The sequence below is a fragment of the Bradyrhizobium sp. CCGUVB4N genome, assembly GCF_024199945.1.
Lineage (GTDB): Bacteria > Pseudomonadota > Alphaproteobacteria > Rhizobiales > Xanthobacteraceae > Bradyrhizobium.
On sequence record NZ_JANADP010000001.1, the window covers coordinates 3,504,591 to 3,520,682 of the forward strand.

Sequence of the window (16,092 nt, forward strand, 5' to 3'; positions counted from 1 at the left end):
GGACTCATGCACCGCAGCAATCAGAATTGTTATTCGATTACCTCGTCGGCGCGTGCAAGCAGCGATGGCGGCACCGAGACTCCAAGCTCCTTCGCCGTCTTGAGATTGACCACTAACTGGAACTTTGTTGGTAGCAGCACCGGCAGGTCTGCGGGCTTTTCGCCCTTCAGAATGCGGCCCATATAAATCCCTCCTTGTCGTATGCCGTCGAATTCGCTCGCGCCATAGCTCGCAAGAGCGCCATCTTCACCAAACGACGGACGGGCTAAAATGGGAAGCTTGTTTCGCATCGCTAATCGCGCAATTCGGTCGCGAAGGCTGGAGAAGAAAAGATTGTCACCGATTAGGAGCGCCCCGACGTGTGCTTGGACCAGCTTAGAGCGGTTTCCACTTTATGTGAATCGGAAGGGTACAGGGGATTCCCTCGGTCGCGCAAATCAGATTCGATTGCTCTGGCTTTAACGACGGGGCGAGCGATGGCGAAGGGATATTCGAAAGACCTGAGAGTGCGTGCGGTGGCACTTGTCGAAGACGGCGAGAGCAGACGGGAAGCCGCGCGCGTGCTCGGTCTCAGCGCCTCGACCGCGATCCGCTGGATCGAGCGCTGGACGAGGACGGGCAGTGTGGCGGCATTGCCCGGCACGGGCCAGAGCCGCTCTCCGCTCGAGGCGCATCGCCAGTGGCTGCTCAATCTCATCGCCGCGGAGCCGGACTTGACACTCGAAGAGATTCGCGCGCGGCTCAAGTCCGAGAAGCGGCTGAAAGTCGGGACGACATCGGTCTGGCGCTTCTACGAACGCCACGACATCACGTTCAAAAAAAACTCTGCACGCCGCTGAACAGGATCGCTCCGATGTCGCTGCCGCGCGCGCCGAGCTGAAGGCCGAGCAATCCAAGCTTGAAGCGCCGCGCCTCGTGTTCATCGACGAGACGGCGGTCACGACGAAGATGGTACGGCATTACGGCCGCTCACCGCGTGGCGAGCGTCTCGTTGCGAGCGTGCCGCACGGCCACTGGAAGACGCTGACACTCGTTGCCGCGCTGCGCATCGATGGCTTGACGGCGCCGTATGTCTTCGACGGGGCGATGGACGGGCCGTCATTCCTCGCTTATGTCGAGCAGATCCTCGCGCCGACGCTGCGCAAAAGAGACATCGTCTTCATGGACAATCTGCGTACCCACAAGATCGACGGCGTTCGCCAGGCGATCGAAGCGGTCGGCGCCAAGGTGCGCTATTTGCCGGCCTACTCGCCCGATCTCAACCCGATCGAAATGGCATTCTCGAAGCTGAAGACCGCGCTGCGCAAGGGCGCGGCACGCACCGTCAAGGCGCTCATGAAACTGATCGGCAAGCTCATGAAGACATTTGCGCCCGACCAGTGCGACAACTACTTTCGACATGCAGGATACGGGGCCTGATCCACATCAAGCGGAAAATGCTCTAGTCATTGCCGGCTCGAGGTCGGCTTCTTTGGTGGCTTCTACAATAACAACTTTGAGCCCGAAAAAATTTATGGCCGATTGAACCTCTGTCGTATCTGCGACGGTATCAAGAAAATTTGGATTGTTTAGCATGCCGACCGTCGTGGTCGCCGGCAACAGCTCATGCACGAGTTCAATAAGTTTAGCGGTTGCTTCGGCACCTGCGCGTAAAAGGACGCCGGTGACGTTTCCTCCGGGATGGTTGAAACTCGCAACAAGTCCGATGCTGACCGGGTCAGCGGTAGTAACAAACACAATGGGAATGGTACTCGTGGCCTGTTTCGCGGCGAGCGCTACGGCCGCGGTTCCGAAGATGAGATCGACCTTTCGCTGCACCAGATCGGCTATCAGCGCCGGCAGACGGTCCGGTTGTCCGTCTGCAGTGCGGTATTCAAACGAAACGTTTTGGCCGACGTAGAACCCCATTTCGTTCAAGCCGCGAAGAAAAGCGGCACGGCCTCTGTCGGGCTGACTCGCTGCGCCCATATTGATCCGGCCAATTACACGCATCGCAGGTTGCTGCGTGCGCGCCACCAGTGGCCGCGCCACCGCGCCACCGAGAGCTGCGATGAACGTGCGCCGCCTCATGTCCCGCTCCCAGGCTCAGGTGACAGCATCGTAGCGGTTTAGTCGGGCGCATTGATAGCCATGAAAGCCATTGCCGCACTGCACAGATAATGTCGCAGTGGGGTCACAAGCCGTAAGCTTCAGTTTGAGCAAATGCTTTCCGGTTCGCGCCTCAGAGCGGACACGGGCGTCTATGAGCACACGTCCTAGGCCGTGTACCCATGAACCGGCCGATGACGCGACGACGGTTGCGTCTGCTTTGCCTCTCTAGCGACCAAGTTCGTGCGCGACGCACTATGTCGCGATGGGCCAGGAGCGGGCATACGGCAAACAGAAGCCCCGGCGCATTTCCGGGGCTCTGTTCCTTCGTTCGTCAGCTTTGTGATTAGATCGTGGCGCACGGCATCGTCGCCGTTACTTCTTTTTATGCGCCAACGTCCGGAGCTTCATCGACTTTTCAGCAGCGGCTACCTTCTCAGATTCTCTTGCCTGCTTGATCGCGAGATCACGCTTTTCTCTTTCTTCCGAAGTCATCTCTCTCAGTTCTAGCGGCTTGAGCGGCATTCAATCCTCCTGTTCCGGCCAAAGGATAACACGGACAATCGTCCTCGCGGCGCTTTTTCACTGATGGGTATCACATCATTACGCCTCGCGAGACATAGCGTTTCGGCCACCCTCGTCACCATACGCTCAATTTTCAAGAAAGCGCGTTCAACTTCTTCAATGGGTCAAACTGAGAAGAACTCTAGCTGGGCAAAGCCGGTCCCGCTTTTCTGCCCATAAGCTTACCATCGCGCACCACGCTGTCGCTCGGCTTCCAGGCGATCATCGAGAGATCTGGCAGGCTACCTCTTAGCCGTGCGCCGTGTTAGCGTCAGCAAATGACCGAGGCACCTTCGCACGACACATTCGAACTTCGGCGGCAGAACGACGATTTGGTCTACCGCTTCAATCGGCAACAAAGGTCTGATGGGAGCGTAGGTTACAAGCGAGAGGACGGCGACCATTGGATAGTCCGAAAGCCGGACTGGGGATGGATCTCCTTCGATTGCGCGACGCAGGCATGCATGGGCCGACCGTGGAATGTGCTGCCTCATGAGCAAGGGGATTTTCCACCGGAAGGGGACTGGGTGAGTCGAAAGGGTGCGAAGTCTTATGTCTACACTCTCGTCTATTCCGCTTGAGAAAGCGGCGAGCGCTTGTCTGCTAGGGACACCCACAATTGGAAATTGCGGCGATAGACCAGTCAGGGTTTGCGCCCAATGTCAGGACCGCGTGTGAGTCGGCGAGGATGGGGCTGGTCATTCTTACAGGTGCTTCGGGTTCGGGAAAAACCACTATCGCAGAGAGAATAGAGCAACAGGATGCGGGCCGTGCTCGCGTATTCAGGTTTGATAGCATCGGGGTGCCGTCGCCGGAAGAACGCATAGCGAAGTGGGGGGTAGGTTCGGGGCCGGGAGGCGGATGGCAGCGGGCGATGACTATCGAGTGGTTGAACCGGATCGCGCAAGAACGCGGTTCTCTCCCGATTCTATTTGAAGGCCAGATGCGCCTGTCGTTCATAGCCGAGGGGCTGGCAACTGCAGGAATTGCCGAGGCTCGCGTCGTGTTGGTGCATTGTGACGATGCAACCCGAACGCAACGGCTGTGCAATGAACGCAACCAACCCGATTTGGCCAACCCCGACATGATGAATTGGGCAAAATTTCTTCGAGCCGAGGCTGAGGCGGGCGGATTTGAGTTGCTGGACACGTCAAAGATTTCGATCGAGGACAGCGTTAAATACGTTTGCGAGCGCCTTGGGATCGAGCCATCTGGCGGATAGCCCGCGAGGGGAAAACTGAAAAAGGACTCTGGCAAAGTAAATCCCATCCGCTTTGTCACCACGAGCCGACCAAAGCGACTCGCGCCGTCAGTTCGCTCTCGGGCCAAGAGCCGACTCCAACTGCGGGCCTAAGCCGACGAGCGCCTGCCCGGTACTGCATCATGTCTCGCCAGGAATGACGTACAGTAGGGAAGGCAGTATGGTTTCGGGCGAGAAATAGAACGGTCCTTCGCCGATCCTGATCGCGCCCATCCGCTTATAAAACTCTTCCGCCGAAGGTTCGGCAGTGATCATGAGGGCTCCGGCCTTGATCCTTTTTGCGCGAGCTACGGCCGCCCCGAAAAGAACTCGACCGATGCCTCGCTTCCAATGCACTGGATCAACATAAAGACCGTAAAGCTGCGCAATTCCCTGGAGCGCCGTCGGCGTCACGGCAACGACACCAACAATCTTGCTTGCGCTGTCTTCGGCCACCTGAACACAATTGGCGCCAATTAATGGGACCGTTACCGTAAGCGCGGGCATGGTTCTGTCGATAAACGCTTCGTCGTGCCCCGCGTGCAACGTCGCACGCACACAGAGGCGCGTTAGCTCACGTTGTTCTTCAGGCTTAGCCTCTCGAACCGTATAGACATCCATTGCCCCCCCGTTTTCCAGCCGCAATCCTGTTCAGATTTGGGGGCGCCCTCGAAAGTCGGCAATGGGTCAGAAGCGGCGGTTGAGGCAAGCGTCGTCCGGTGTCCGGTCTACGCCGGTAGCCGACATCACAACAGGATCAGCAAGGTTCGGCTAAGGGTCAGAAGCGGACGGCCATAGACTTCCCTGGAAAGGTCAACTACGGGCCAGAAATGACCGTCTATTATCGGAGATCGCCCTTTGAAGTGTCCAGGCTCTCTGATGTGATCGATAGCCATCGGCGGAGCTCAGGCGTTGGACGCCGAATGCCCTGCTTTGCGCGACGGCCAATCGATCTGGCATGTTGGAAGAACACGTACGCGGGGAGCAGGATCACAACCATGGCGGTCCCGAGATAACCAGCCCCGAAAAAGAAGGTACAAGCGATCCAAGCGACGAAGAAAACGGTATGCCACAGCAAGGCGAACCCGAGGTAAGTTGTGGCGGTTGGGATACCTTTGCTCATGCTGATCACTTATGCATCCTCGCAATCCGCAGCAAGCTGATCCTCCGGCTTGCCGACCAGCCCATGGTAAAGATTGCGTTTGGCTTATCGAAACGAGAACTTCCGCTTTGAGTCAAAGCCGCGGTTGAGGCAAAGCGTCGTCCGGCGTCCGGTCCACCGCCGGTAGCCGACATCACAACAGGATCAGCAAGGTTCGGCTAAGGGCCACAAGGCGACATCGGCCTTTCTTACGCGGCCCTTAACCGCGCTTGGCGTTATCAGAATCCGACGCCGCCCTTGTGAGCACACGCCCTAGTCTTCGCCGGCCTTTGACCGAGCTTCGCGGGCCAATCGTTCCGCTTTGAGCCGCTCGCGGTTCTCGTGGAGGGAGTGCTGGGCCCTCGCATAGTCGTTCATCGGCTTCTGCGGTTTGACGGGCTTGAACGCCTTGTCGGCTTCGCGCCTGGCGCGATCAGAGGAATGATCTCTCAACATGTGTCGATCTCGATGTGCTTGAAACTGTGTGGCCCGCGAATTCGCCGACGTCCCGTCCGCGTTCGCGGGCTGGTGAAACAGGCGTTGTCCTTGGCGTGGAGAAGTCGGGTCTGGGTAAACAACTGACGCCGACCGGCTCGGTTCCTCGAAAGACTGTCCGATGCCAAATAAAGGCCGGGCTGGTCGCGAACCGGCTAATGGTCGAGGCAGGGCAGAGACGAGCCTCTGCGTCGAGATGCCCTTATGGGCCGGCGTTCGCTTTTTGGATTGTGACAGATTACCCCTGTTTTGCCCGACGCGTCAACAAAAATTCGTAAAATGCGAAATATGCTTCTGCAGCCAAGGGATTGGCTACTGTGCATGGGGTTGTTTTCCAGTTTTGGTTTGGGCTTGGGATTGCAAACAAAAAGGGCCGCCTCGATGGGCGGCCCTTTGGTCTCGCGCGTTGTGGCGTCGCTTATTCAGCGGCCTGCTTCTGCGGCGGGTCGAGCGCGCCGGACTTGTGGATGTCGGCGACCTGGTGGTCGCTGAAGCCGAGCACGGCGCGCAGGATCTCGTCGGTGTGCTCGCCGAGCAGCGGGGAGCGGGTGACGTCGCTCGGTGAATCCGACAGCTTGATCGGGTTGCCGACCGAGATGTACTTGCCGCGGGTCGGGTGATCGACCTCGACCACGGTGCCGGTCGCGCGCAGCGACTGGTCCTCGGCGATCTCCTTCATCGACAGGATCGGGCCGCAGGGGATGTCGTCCTTGTTGAGGATCTCCATCGCCTCGAACTTGGTCTTGGTCATCGTCCACTGCTCGATGCGGGCGAAGATCTCGTTCAGGCGCGGCAGGCGGGCCGGGGGCTTGGCGTAGTTCGGATCGGTCTTCCAGGTCGGCTCGCCGATCACGTCGCAGATCTTCTCCCAGACCGGGGCCTGGGTGATGAAGTAGATGTAGGCGTTGGGATCGGTCTCCCAGCCCTTGCACTTCAGGATGCGGCCGGGCTGGCCACCGCCGGAATCGTTGCCGGCGCGCGGCACGGCATCGCCGAACGGAATGCCTTCGCCGAACTGGCTGTATTCCTTGAGCGGACCGTGGGCGAGACGCTGCTGGTCGCGCAGCTTGACGCGGGCGAGGTTGAGCACGCCGTCCTGCATCGCTGCCGTGACGCGCTGACCCTTACCCGAATGGGTGCGCTGATAAAGCGCGGTGACGATGCCGAGCGCCAGATGCAGGCCGGTGCCGCTGTCGCCGATCTGCGCGCCGGTCACGAGCGGCAGGCCATCGCGGAAGCCGGTGGTCGAGGCGGCGCCGCCGGTGCACTGCGCGACGTTCTCATAGACCTTGCAGTCTTCGTACGGTCCGGGGCCAAAGCCCTTGATCGAGGCGACGATCATCTTCGGGTTGATCGCCTGGATCTTCTCCCAGGGGAAACCCATGCGGTCGAGCACGCCGGGGCCGAAGTTCTCGACCAGCACGTCGCATTTCTTGATCAGCTCGGTGAGGACTTCCTTGCCCTTGGGGTTCTTGGTGTCGAGCGTGATCGAACGCTTGTTGTGGTTGAGCATGGTGAAATACAGGCTGTCCACGTTCGGGATGTCCTGCAGCTGGCCGCGGGTGATGTCACCCACGCCCGGGCGTTCCACCTTGATCACGTCGGCGCCGAACCATGCGAGCAGCTGCGTGCAGGTCGGTCCGGACTGGACGTGGGTGAAGTCGAGAATGCGAACGCCCTCGAGCGCTTTGGTCATTGTGTTGCTCCGTACTCTGTCTGCCCCCGCGAACCGCAGGGAATAAAGGTTGAGGGGGTGGACTTACTTCTTCTTCTGCAGAACGCTCTGCGGATTGAGGTTGCCGATGCGGCCGCTCTCCGAGCCCGCGGCCGGATCGATCACCGCGTTGATCAGCGTCGGCTTGCCGGACGCCATCGCCTCGTTGACGGCGCGCTTGAGCTCGTCGGGCGAGGTCGCATTCACGCCGACGCCGCCGAAGGCTTCCATCATCTTGTCGTAGCGCGCGCCCTTGACGAACACGGTCGTCGCCGGATCGGCGTTGACGCTGTTGACGTCGGTGCCGCGATAGATGCCGTCATTGTTGAAGATGACGACGCAGATCGGCAAATTGTAGCGGCAGATGGTCTCGACCTCCATGCCGGAGAAGCCGAAGGCCGAGTCGCCTTCAACCGCCAGCACGGGGTGGCCGGTTTCGAGCGCAGCCGCGATCGCCTGCCCCATGCCGATGCCCATCACGCCCCAGGTGCCGACGTCGAGACGCTTGCGCGGGCGGTACATGTCGATGACGCCGCGGGCGAGGTCGAGCGTGTTGGCGCCTTCGTTGACGAGGATCGCCTCGGGATGATCCTTGATCACGTTCTTCAGCACGCCGAGCGCGCCGTGATAATCCATCGGCGACTTGTTGTTCATGAGCTTCGGCGCCATCTTGGCGACGTTCTCATCGCGCTTGGTCACGATGGCCTTGGTCCATTCCACCGGCGGTGCGGTCCAGCCCGTAGCGATGGCCTGGTTGAAGGCTGAGACCACCGAGCCGATGTCGCCGACGACGGGCGCGACGATCTCGACGTTGGAGTCCATTTCCTTCGGCTCGATGTCGACCTGGATGAACTTCTTCGGGGCTTCGCCCCAGCTCTTGCCCTTGCCGTGCGAGAGCAGCCAGTTCAGCCGCGCGCCGATCAGCATGACGACGTCGGAGTCCTTCAGCACCGTCGAACGCGCCGCACCTGCGCACTGCGGATGGGTGTCGGGCAGCAGGCCCTTGGCCATGCTCATCGGGAGGAACGGCACGCCGCTCTTCTCGACGAAGGTCTTGATCTCTTCATCGGCCTGCGCGTAGGCCGCGCCCTTGCCGAGGATGATGAGCGGACGCTTTGCGGCCTTGAGCACGTCGAGCGCGCGCTTGACCGAAGCGGGCGAGGGGATCTGCGCCGGAGCCGCGTCGATCACCTTGACCAGCGACTTCTGGCCGGCCTCGGCGTTCATCACCTGGCCGAACAGTTTTGCCGGCAGGTCGAGATAGACGCCGCCCGGACGGCCCGAGACCGCGGCGCGGATGGCGCGGGCGAAAGCGATGCCGATGTCCTGGGCGTGCAGCACGCGATAGGCCGCCTTGCACAGCGGCTTGGCGATCGCGAGCTGGTCCATTTCCTCGTAGTCGCCCTGCTGGAGGTCGACGATCTCGCGCTCGGAGGAGCCCGAGACCAGGATCATCGGATAGCAGTTGGTGGTGGCGTGTGCGAGCGCAGTGAGACCATTGAGGAAACCGGGCGCCGACACCGTGAGGCAGACGCCGGGCTTCTTGGTGAGATAGCCGGCGATGCCTGCGGCGTAACCGGCGTTCTGCTCGTGGCGGAAGGAGATCACGCGAATGCCTTCGGCCTGCGCCATGCGGCCCAGATCCGTGATCGGGATGCCCGGCACATTATAGATGGTGTTGATGCCGTTCAGCTTGAGCGCGTCGATGACGAGATGGAAACCATCCGTCAGTTCCTGCTCGGTGCCCGGTGCTTCGGACTTGGTCGCGGTGTTCAGCATGGGCCTTGTCTCCCTGGTCTCAAGATAACGGGGCGAATTTTTCGCCCTTCTGGTGAATGTTGCTAGGTGAAGAGTTACGTGAACAGTTCCTGGCCATGCGCTTCGACGTAAGCGGCAAGGCCAAGGGTGTGGTCGCGGGCGCGCTTCTCGGCGAGCTCGGTGTCGCGGGCCTCCAGCGCTTCGATCATGGCGAGATGCTCGGGCAGCGAGGTCGCGGTGCGGTCCTTGCGGCCGATCGTCAGCTGGCGATAACCGCGCACGTGCAGCAGCAGGTCGTTGGTGAGATCGACCAGCACCGGTGATTCCGACAGCGAGATCAGCGACTGGTGGAAGGCGATGTTGGCGCGCGAATATTCCTCGACGTGATCCTCGGGCAGGCGGTCCTTGCCGAAGTCCTTGAAGAAGTCGCGCAGCGCCGAGATGTCCTTCTTGCGCGCGGTGGTGGTGATGAGGCGCGCCGCCATGCTCTCCAGCGCCGCCCAGGCGCGGATCATGTCGACGATCTCGCTCTTGGTCCGGCGCACGACCATGATGCCGCGGCGCGGCACGGTCTTCACGAAACCGTCCTGCTCGAGCATTGCGATTGCTTCGCGGATCGGCGTGCGGCTGACGCCCAGGCGTTCGGACAACGCGCGCTCGTCCAGCATCACCGGCTCGGGCGTCGAATAGATGTCCATCTTGAGGATGGCTTCCTTCAAGGCGTCATACGCCTTGTTCTTGAAGCTGCTCTCCGGGGCAATACGAACGATTGCGATGTCTGCCTCGGCCATGTTCGGCAACGCCTTGGTTGGTTTCCGCAGTGACACGACGATTCTCCTCCAGTGGGAGTCGTCTTTTACAGGAATATTTACCGGAAAGTTTTTGGCATACCACATGCCAGAATGTCAAGCTGCCTATTTTTTGCGGCGTTCTAAGGTGGTCTCTGACTTGACAAGTTGGCTTCTGGCATACCAAATGCCATCGCTAGCCATTTTTGATCCAAGCTGGCGGAGTAATCAAGGCATTTCGCCGCTCCGTTCCGCCAAATGGAACAGAGCGCGGCGATGGCAAGTATCACGGGCAGCCGCATCACGCGCGCTTTGCAAAGCAAGAACTGAAGGTCAAGGGAGAAGCTCATGTCCAATTCGAAAGACGTCGTCCGCAAGGTCCTTGACCAGGTCAAGGCCGACAACCGCACCAGCCTGACCGCCCCCGAAGGCAAGGTGGTCTGCGACGCCTACGGCATTCCGGTGCCGAAGGAGGACGTGGCCAAGTCGGCGGGCGAGGCCGGCAAGATGGCGTCTTCCATGGGCTTCCCGGTGGTGATGAAGATCGTCTCGCCGGACATTCTCCACAAGACCGAGGCCGGCGGCGTCATCGTCGGGGTCAAGACGGCGCAGGATGCCGAGAAGGCCTACGAGACCATTCTCGGCAATGCCAAGAAGTACAAGGCCGATGCCAAGATCGAGGGCATCCAGGTACAGCAGATGCTGGCCGGCGGCACCGAAGTCATCGTCGGCTCGATCACCGACGGTTCGTTCGGCAAGCTGGTGGCCTTCGGCCTCGGCGGCGTGCTGGTCGAGGTGCTCAAGGACATCACCTTCCGCCTCGCGCCCGCAACCAAGGAAGATGCGCTGTCGATGCTCGATGGCATTCAGGCACACGAAATCTTGAAGGGCGTGCGCGGCGGCGAGCCGGTGAACCGTACGGCGCTCGCCGACGTCATCGTCAAGGTCTCGCAGCTCGTCACCGACTTCCCTGAAATCGTCGAGCTCGACCTCAATCCTGTGTTCGCCACCGCAAAGGACGCGATTGCAGCCGACGTGCGCATCGTCGTCGACTTCGCCTACAAGCCCAAGCCGAAGCCGCGTCCGACCGAAGAGATCGTCGCGGCGATGAGCCGCATCATGCAGCCGAAGGCGGTCGCCGTGGTCGGCGCCTCTGCCGAGGACGGCAAGATCGGCAACTCCGTGATGAAGAATCTCATCAACGGTGGCTACAAGGGCGAGATCTATCCGATCCACCCGAAGGCCTCCGAGATCCTCGGCTACAAGGCCTACAAGAGCGTCAAGGACGTGCCGGGCGTGATCGACACGGCGGTGTTCGCGATCCCCGCAAAGTTCGTGGCCGCAGCGCTCACCGAATGCGGTGAGAAGAAGATCCCCGGTGCGGTCCTGATCCCGTCGGGCTTTGCGGAGGCCGGTGCACCGGAGCTGCAGGCCGAGATCGTCGAGGTCGGTAAGAAATACGACATCCGCCTGATGGGGCCGAACATCTACGGCTTCTATTATACGCCGGCGAACCTCTGCGCGACCTTCTGCACGGCTTATGACGTCAAGGGCCACGCGGCGCTGTCGTCGCAGTCGGGCGGCATCGGCATGGCCATCATCGGCTTCTCGCGCTCGGCGAAAATGGGCGTGTCGGCGATCGTCGGCCTCGGCAACAAGTCGGACATCGACGAGGACGATCTGCTCGCCTTCTTCGAGCAGGATCCGAACACGAATCTGATCGCGCAGCATTGCGAAGACCTCAAGGACGGCCGCGCCTTTGCGGAAGCCGCCAAGCGCGTCTCCAAGAAGAAGCCGGTGGTCGTGCTCAAGGCCGGCCGCACCTCGGCCGGCGCCAAGGCGGCCTCGTCGCACACCGGCGCGCTCGCCGGTAACGACAAGATCTATGAGGACGTGCTGGCGCAATCCGGCGTGATCCGCGCGCGCAGCCTGCGGCAGCTGCTCGAATTCGCCCGTGGCGTTCCGGTGCTGCCGACCCCGAAGGGCGAGAACGTGCTGATCATCACCGGTGCGGGTGGTTCGGGCGTGCTGCTGTCGGACTCCTGCGTCGACAACGGCCTGTCGCTGATGTCGATGCCGCCGGATCTCGACGCGGCCTTCCGCAAGTTCATCCCGCCGTTCGGCGCGGCCGGAAATCCTGTGGATATCACCGGCGGCGAGCCGCCGATCACCTACGTCAACACGGTGAAGCTCGGCCTCTCGGACGAGCGCATCCACTCGCTGATCCTCGGCTACTGGCACACCATCGTCACGCCGCCGATGGTGTTCGCCCGCAACATGGTCGAGGTGAAGAAGGAGATGGAAGCGAAGGGCTTCGTGAAGCCGATCGTTGCCTCGCTCGCCGGCGACGTCGAGGTCGAGGAAGCTGCCGAATATCTCTACCAGAACGGCATCCCTGCCTATGCTTACTCGACCGAACTGCCGGTCGAGGTGCTGGGTGCCAAGTACAAGTGGGCCCGCGGCGCGGGCCTGCTCTGAGACGTGGAAGTCTCTTCACCTCTCCCCGTCCGCGGGGAGAGGTGATATCAGTCAGGTCGCGATGAGCAAGAACGTGATCCGGCGTAAATCACTAGAAACACGATCGGCAGCAGAGGCCGATCGTGACGGCGGCGTGCAATCCGTCGACCGCGCGCTGTCGATCCTCGAGACGCTGGCTGAGGACGACGAGGGCTATCGCCTTAGCGATCTCGCCGTCCGCACCGGCCTGTCCGCCTCGACCGTGCATCGCCTGCTGGCGACGCTCGAAAGTCGCCGCTTCGTACAGTTCGACCGTGCCGAATCGAAATGGCATGTCGGCGTGCGCAGCTTTACGGTGGGCGCGAGCTTTGCGCGTCGGCGCAATTTTACCGCACAAGCCATTCCTTATTTGCGCAAATTGCGCGATCTGACCCGCGAGACCGCCAATCTCGCCGTGGTCGACGACGAATTCATCATCGTGCTGACCCGCATGGAAAGCCGCGAGATCATGCGCTCGCTGACCAAGGTCGGCGGTCGCGTCGCGATGGTGACCTCCGGCGTCGGCAAGGCCGTGCTCGCGACCTATTCCGACGAGGATGTCGGCGCCGTCATCCGCCATCACGGTATGCCCAGGCTAACCGAGAAATCCATCGTGAGGCCGAGCGACCTCTTTAAGGAACTCGCGACGATCCGGAAGCAGGGCTTTGCGGTGGACGACGAAGAAGCCGAGATGGGCCTGCGCTGCGTCGCCGCTGTGGTCTACAACGCGCTCTCGGAACCGCTCGCCGCGATCTCGGTGTCCGGCCTGACCAGTCGCGTCACCGACGCCCGGCTGCCGGAGATCGGCCGCGTGGTGCGTGAGGTCGCCGCTGAACTGACGGCTGCGCTCGGGGGCGTGACGCCGGTGGTGAAGCCAGCCTGAGTCGGATTTGCAGTCCGGCGTGCCTCGTCGAAAGAAATCACCTCTGGCGGCAAGAGCCCCAACATCGGTATATCCATCAGCCGCTGTCGCGTCTATCTGGGGAATGCCATGCCTTCTGAGCTTCGTTCGCCCCGTCTCGCTGTCCTGATTGACGCCGATAACGCCTCCGCGAAGATCGCCGATGGGCTTTTCGAAGAGATTGCCAAGATCGGCGAGGCCAGCGTTCGCCGCATCTACGGCGACTTTTCGAACGCGCGATCGAGGGGCTGGGCCGATATCTTGTCGAAGCACGCTATCATCCCGCAGCAGCAGTTCGCCTATACGACGGGGAAGAATGCCTCCGACATAACCCTGGTCATTGATGCGATGGACCTGCTTCACAGCGGCCGGTTCGACGGCTTCTGTCTGGTGTCATCCGACAGCGATTTTACCCGTCTCGCCGCCCGCATCCGGGAGCAGGGCGTGGATGTCTTTGGGTTCGGCGAACACAAGACGCCGGAGAGCTTCAGGCAGGCCTGCCGACGCTTCGTTTATACAGAGAACCTGCTTTCCGGCACGGCGAACACTCAAGACGCCGGGGCGGGGGCGACGCCGCTTCAGCCGCACAATGCCGCGACGCCCATCATCAAAAAGGTCATCACCCAGATGGAGAGCGAAGACGGCTGGGTGACGCTCGGGGAGGTCGGGCGACAGCTCGCTAACCTCGCTTCGGATTTCGATCCGAGGACCTTCGGTTTCCGCAATCTGAGCAGCCTCGTGCGAAAGACAAATTCGTTCGAGATCGACGAGTCAAAAGGACGGTCGATGCGGATTCGGGTCAAGCCGGCTGCCGCAGCACCGCCGAGGACGCGGAACTCGCGCAGACCAGCAGCCAGACCTTCGAGGTCAGGGCCTGCGGGTGGGTCGGCGCCTAAAGCGTAAGCAGGGCCTGCCGCTATATTTGAGCTTGCCCAGTCTGGCGCAGGGCGTAACCATCGTCCGACCTTAACGCCATGCGAGGGTCCTGATGACCAAGCTCACCCGTTTCGCCGTCGCGCCGCTCCACGCCATGACGCGCCGTCTCGCAGATGTCGCCTCCGCGCGCGTCGCGCCCGACCTCGTCATTTCCGGAGCGCGGGTGCTCTCGACCTATTCGGAGCGGATCCATCCGGGACGGGAGGTCTGGATCACCGGTGGCCGCATTGCCGCGGTGAAGGCCGCCGGCGCGGCGAAGAAGGCCTGGAGCGACGTTTCGCTCTACGACGCCGCCGGCGGCATCATCGCGCCGGGGCTGGTCGATCCGCACATCCACATCGAATCCTCGATGGTGACGGCCTGCGCCTATGCCGAGGCTGCGCTGCTGAACGGGACCACCACGATCTTCTGCGACAGCCATGAGATCGGCAATGTCATGGATGTTGCCGGCGTCGAGGCGATGCTGGAGGACGCGCGCGAAGCGCCGCTCTCGATCTTTCTGACGGTGCCGTCGACCGTGCCGGCGACCTCGGCCGAACTGGAGACGGCGGGCGGCGATCTTACGCCCGACAAGATCGCCGGCCTGTTCGACCGCTGGCCCGAAGCGGTGGCACTCGGGGAGAAGATGGATTTCGTGCCTGTCACCATGGGCGACGAGCGCAGCCACGCAATCCTAGCGGCTGCGTTGAAGCGCGGCCGGCCGGTCTCCGGCCATGTCTATGGCCGCGAATTCGTTGCCGCCTATGCGGCAAGCGGCGTGACCGACACCCATGAGGCGATCGACCGCGATATCGCCGATGATCTGCTCGATGCCGGCGTCTGGGTTTTCCTGCGCGGCGGCCCGCCGACCACGCCGTGGCACTCGCTGCCGCAGGCGATCCGGACGATCACCGAGCTCGGCGCTTCGCACAAGCGCACCGCGGTTTGCACCGACGACCGCGATGCCGATGATTTGCTGCTGTTCGGCCTCGACTGGGTGGTGCGCGAGGCCGTGAAGGCGGGGATGTCGCCGGAGCAGGCCTGGTCGATGGGCTCGCTGCATGGCGCCACGCGCTTCGCCATGGAAGGCGACATCGGTGGGCTCGGCGGCAGCCGCCGGGCCGATCTCGTTTTGATGGACGATCAGCTCAAGCCGCAATCGACGTGGTATGGCGGCGAGCTGGTGGTCGAGAACCGCAAGATCACGCCGCGGCTCGATCAGGCGCTGTCGCAGCGCTACCAATATCCGAAAGCGGCCTATGTCACCGTAAAGCTGCCGGAGAAGCTCAAGTTGACACCGGAGCTTCCGACGAAGGCCTGCACCGTCAACGCGATCAAGACCGCGCTGCCCGGCATCACGCTGATCCATGAAAAGGTCGCGATCGAGCCGGCCAAGGACTGGCCGTCGCTGTTCGCGCGCTACGGCCTGTGCTTCGTCACCGTGGTCGAGCGCCACGGCAAATCGGCCGGCAACGTTGCTTATGGCCTGCTCAAGGATTTTGGCCTCAAGCGCGGTGCAGTCGCCTCAAGCGTCGGCCACGACAGTCACAACATCATCGTCGCGGGCACGAACGAGGGCGATATGCAAGTCGCGATCGCAGCGATCAAGGCGCAGCAGGGCGGCGTCTGCGTCGTTGCCGATGGCAAGGTGAGGGCGCTGGTGCCGCTGCCAATCGCGGGCCTCCTCTCCGATAAGCGCGTCACGGAGGTGGCCGAGGAGGTCAAGGTGCTGAAGAAGGAATGGGCCGAGGCCGGCTGCACCATCCCCTACATGGGCTTCAATTTGATTCCGCTATCGGTCATTCCGGAAATTCGCATCACCGACAAGGGCCTCGTGCTGGTGCCGCAGATGGAACTGGCGCCGTTGTTCGAGTGAGGCGCTTTCACGTACTTCCCGATCTAACTGCTTGAGAGCACCGTAGTTTTTCTACGGCTGCCGCATCGTGGAAAATAAAATCTGCTTCGTTGAGATCGCATCCCGCGCACCTGATG

15 protein-coding genes are annotated in these 16,092 nt (G+C 61.6%); 7 read left to right on the forward strand and 8 right to left on the reverse strand.

Features of this window, described 5'->3' with window-relative positions:
• Window positions 1-29: 29 nt before the first annotated feature.
• Window positions 30-374, reverse strand: coding sequence for an ABC transporter substrate binding protein (locus NLM31_RS15815; protein WP_256562155.1), 345 nt, complete (start codon window positions 372-374; stop codon window positions 30-32).
• A gap of 102 nt (window positions 375-476) precedes the next feature.
• Between NLM31_RS15815 and NLM31_RS15820 the strand changes: the two genes are divergently transcribed.
• A protein-coding gene (locus NLM31_RS15820; RefSeq protein WP_254128247.1) for an IS630 family transposase occupies window positions 477-1,419 on the forward strand; the annotation gives its coding sequence in 2 pieces (ribosomal slippage) (window positions 477-815 and window positions 817-1,419; 942 coding nt in all).
• A 6-nt stretch (window positions 1,420-1,425) separates the two neighbouring features.
• Here NLM31_RS15820 and NLM31_RS15825 read toward each other — a convergent pair.
• Window positions 1,426-2,070 (reverse strand): ABC transporter substrate-binding protein, encoded by a 645-nt coding sequence (locus NLM31_RS15825; RefSeq protein WP_254192809.1) that lies wholly within the window; start codon window positions 2,068-2,070, stop codon window positions 1,426-1,428.
• A gap of 393 nt (window positions 2,071-2,463) precedes the next feature.
• The gene (locus tag NLM31_RS15830; protein ID WP_254192810.1) at window positions 2,464-2,613 is read right to left on the reverse strand and encodes a hypothetical protein; all 150 of its coding nucleotides are present in this window, start codon (window positions 2,611-2,613) and stop codon (window positions 2,464-2,466) included.
• 727 nt (window positions 2,614-3,340) lie between these two features.
• On the opposite strand from NLM31_RS15830, the gene NLM31_RS15835 reads away from it, so the two are divergent.
• Complete coding sequence (locus NLM31_RS15835) at window positions 3,341-3,874, forward strand: AAA family ATPase (RefSeq protein WP_254192811.1); 534 nt, start codon at window positions 3,341-3,343, stop codon at window positions 3,872-3,874.
• Between the two features lie 159 nt (window positions 3,875-4,033).
• Here the strand turns inward: NLM31_RS15835 and NLM31_RS15840 are convergent, their stop codons facing one another.
• Window positions 4,034-4,513 carry a GNAT family N-acetyltransferase gene (locus NLM31_RS15840; RefSeq protein WP_254192812.1) on the reverse strand — a complete coding sequence of 160 codons (480 nt, stop codon included), beginning with the start codon at window positions 4,511-4,513 and terminating at the stop codon, window positions 4,034-4,036.
• A gap of 337 nt (window positions 4,514-4,850) precedes the next feature.
• On the opposite strand from NLM31_RS15840, the gene NLM31_RS15845 reads away from it, so the two are divergent.
• The gene (locus NLM31_RS15845; RefSeq protein WP_254192813.1) at window positions 4,851-5,126 is read left to right on the forward strand and encodes a hypothetical protein; all 276 of its coding nucleotides are present in this window, start codon (window positions 4,851-4,853) and stop codon (window positions 5,124-5,126) included.
• 180 nt (window positions 5,127-5,306) lie between these two features.
• Here NLM31_RS15845 and NLM31_RS15850 read toward each other — a convergent pair whose 3' ends face one another.
• The 4 genes from NLM31_RS15850 to NLM31_RS15865 form a co-directional block, all read right to left on the reverse strand.
• Window positions 5,307-5,489, reverse strand: a complete 183-nt coding sequence (locus tag NLM31_RS15850) for a hypothetical protein (RefSeq protein WP_254130248.1) — start codon at window positions 5,487-5,489, stop codon at window positions 5,307-5,309.
• A 457-nt stretch (window positions 5,490-5,946) separates the two neighbouring features.
• Window positions 5,947-7,224 (reverse strand): formyl-CoA transferase, encoded by a 1,278-nt coding sequence (frc, locus tag NLM31_RS15855; RefSeq protein WP_254130249.1) that lies wholly within the window; start codon window positions 7,222-7,224, stop codon window positions 5,947-5,949.
• Between the two features lie 63 nt (window positions 7,225-7,287).
• Entirely contained in the window at window positions 7,288-9,021 is a 1,734-nt protein-coding gene (gene oxc, locus NLM31_RS15860; RefSeq protein ID WP_254192814.1) for an oxalyl-CoA decarboxylase, read from the reverse strand.
• 74 nt (window positions 9,022-9,095) lie between these two features.
• Window positions 9,096-9,791: a GntR family transcriptional regulator gene (locus NLM31_RS15865; RefSeq protein WP_254135345.1), complete on the reverse strand. Its 696-nt coding sequence runs from the start codon at window positions 9,789-9,791 to the stop codon at window positions 9,096-9,098.
• A 345-nt stretch (window positions 9,792-10,136) separates the two neighbouring features.
• On the opposite strand from NLM31_RS15865, the gene NLM31_RS15870 reads away from it, so the two are divergent.
• From NLM31_RS15870 to NLM31_RS15885, 4 genes are all read left to right on the forward strand, one after another.
• Window positions 10,137-12,266: an acetate--CoA ligase family protein gene (locus tag NLM31_RS15870; protein WP_254192815.1), complete on the forward strand. Its 2,130-nt coding sequence runs from the start codon at window positions 10,137-10,139 to the stop codon at window positions 12,264-12,266.
• A gap of 61 nt (window positions 12,267-12,327) precedes the next feature.
• A complete protein-coding gene (locus NLM31_RS15875) occupies window positions 12,328-13,167 on the forward strand; it encodes an IclR family transcriptional regulator (RefSeq protein WP_254130252.1) in 840 nt (279 codons plus the stop codon).
• A 108-nt stretch (window positions 13,168-13,275) separates the two neighbouring features.
• Entirely contained in the window at window positions 13,276-14,088 is an 813-nt protein-coding gene (locus tag NLM31_RS15880) for an NYN domain-containing protein (RefSeq protein ID WP_254192816.1), read from the forward strand.
• A gap of 85 nt (window positions 14,089-14,173) precedes the next feature.
• Entirely contained in the window at window positions 14,174-15,976 is a 1,803-nt protein-coding gene (locus NLM31_RS15885; protein WP_254192817.1) for an adenine deaminase C-terminal domain-containing protein, read from the forward strand.
• Window positions 15,977-16,092: the final 116 nt, after the last annotated feature.

Bases quoted from the DNA above. Each gene is read 5' to 3' on its own strand.
- NLM31_RS15875 (WP_254130252.1), top strand. From the start codon at position 12,328: ATGAGCAAGAACGTGATCCGGCGTAAATCACTAGAAACACGATCGGCA.
- NLM31_RS15885 (WP_254192817.1), top strand. From the start codon at position 14,174: ATGACCAAGCTCACCCGTTTCGCCGTCGCGCCGCTCCACGCCATGACG.
- NLM31_RS15880 (WP_254192816.1), top strand. From the start codon at position 13,276: ATGCCTTCTGAGCTTCGTTCGCCCCGTCTCGCTGTCCTGATTGACGCC.
- NLM31_RS15870 (WP_254192815.1), top strand. From the start codon at position 10,137: ATGTCCAATTCGAAAGACGTCGTCCGCAAGGTCCTTGACCAGGTCAAG.
- NLM31_RS15840 (WP_254192812.1), bottom strand. From the start codon at position 4,513: ATGGATGTCTATACGGTTCGAGAGGCTAAGCCTGAAGAACAACGTGAG.
- NLM31_RS15850 (WP_254130248.1), bottom strand. From the start codon at position 5,489: ATGTTGAGAGATCATTCCTCTGATCGCGCCAGGCGCGAAGCCGACAAG.
- NLM31_RS15835 (WP_254192811.1), top strand. From the start codon at position 3,341: ATGGGGCTGGTCATTCTTACAGGTGCTTCGGGTTCGGGAAAAACCACT.
- frc (WP_254130249.1), bottom strand. From the start codon at position 7,224: ATGACCAAAGCGCTCGAGGGCGTTCGCATTCTCGACTTCACCCACGTC.
- NLM31_RS15845 (WP_254192813.1), top strand. From the start codon at position 4,851: ATGTTGGAAGAACACGTACGCGGGGAGCAGGATCACAACCATGGCGGT.
- NLM31_RS15865 (WP_254135345.1), bottom strand. From the start codon at position 9,791: ATGGCCGAGGCAGACATCGCAATCGTTCGTATTGCCCCGGAGAGCAGC.
- NLM31_RS15825 (WP_254192809.1), bottom strand. From the start codon at position 2,070: ATGAGGCGGCGCACGTTCATCGCAGCTCTCGGTGGCGCGGTGGCGCGG.
- NLM31_RS15830 (WP_254192810.1), bottom strand. From the start codon at position 2,613: ATGCCGCTCAAGCCGCTAGAACTGAGAGAGATGACTTCGGAAGAAAGA.
- oxc (WP_254192814.1), bottom strand. From the start codon at position 9,021: ATGCTGAACACCGCGACCAAGTCCGAAGCACCGGGCACCGAGCAGGAA.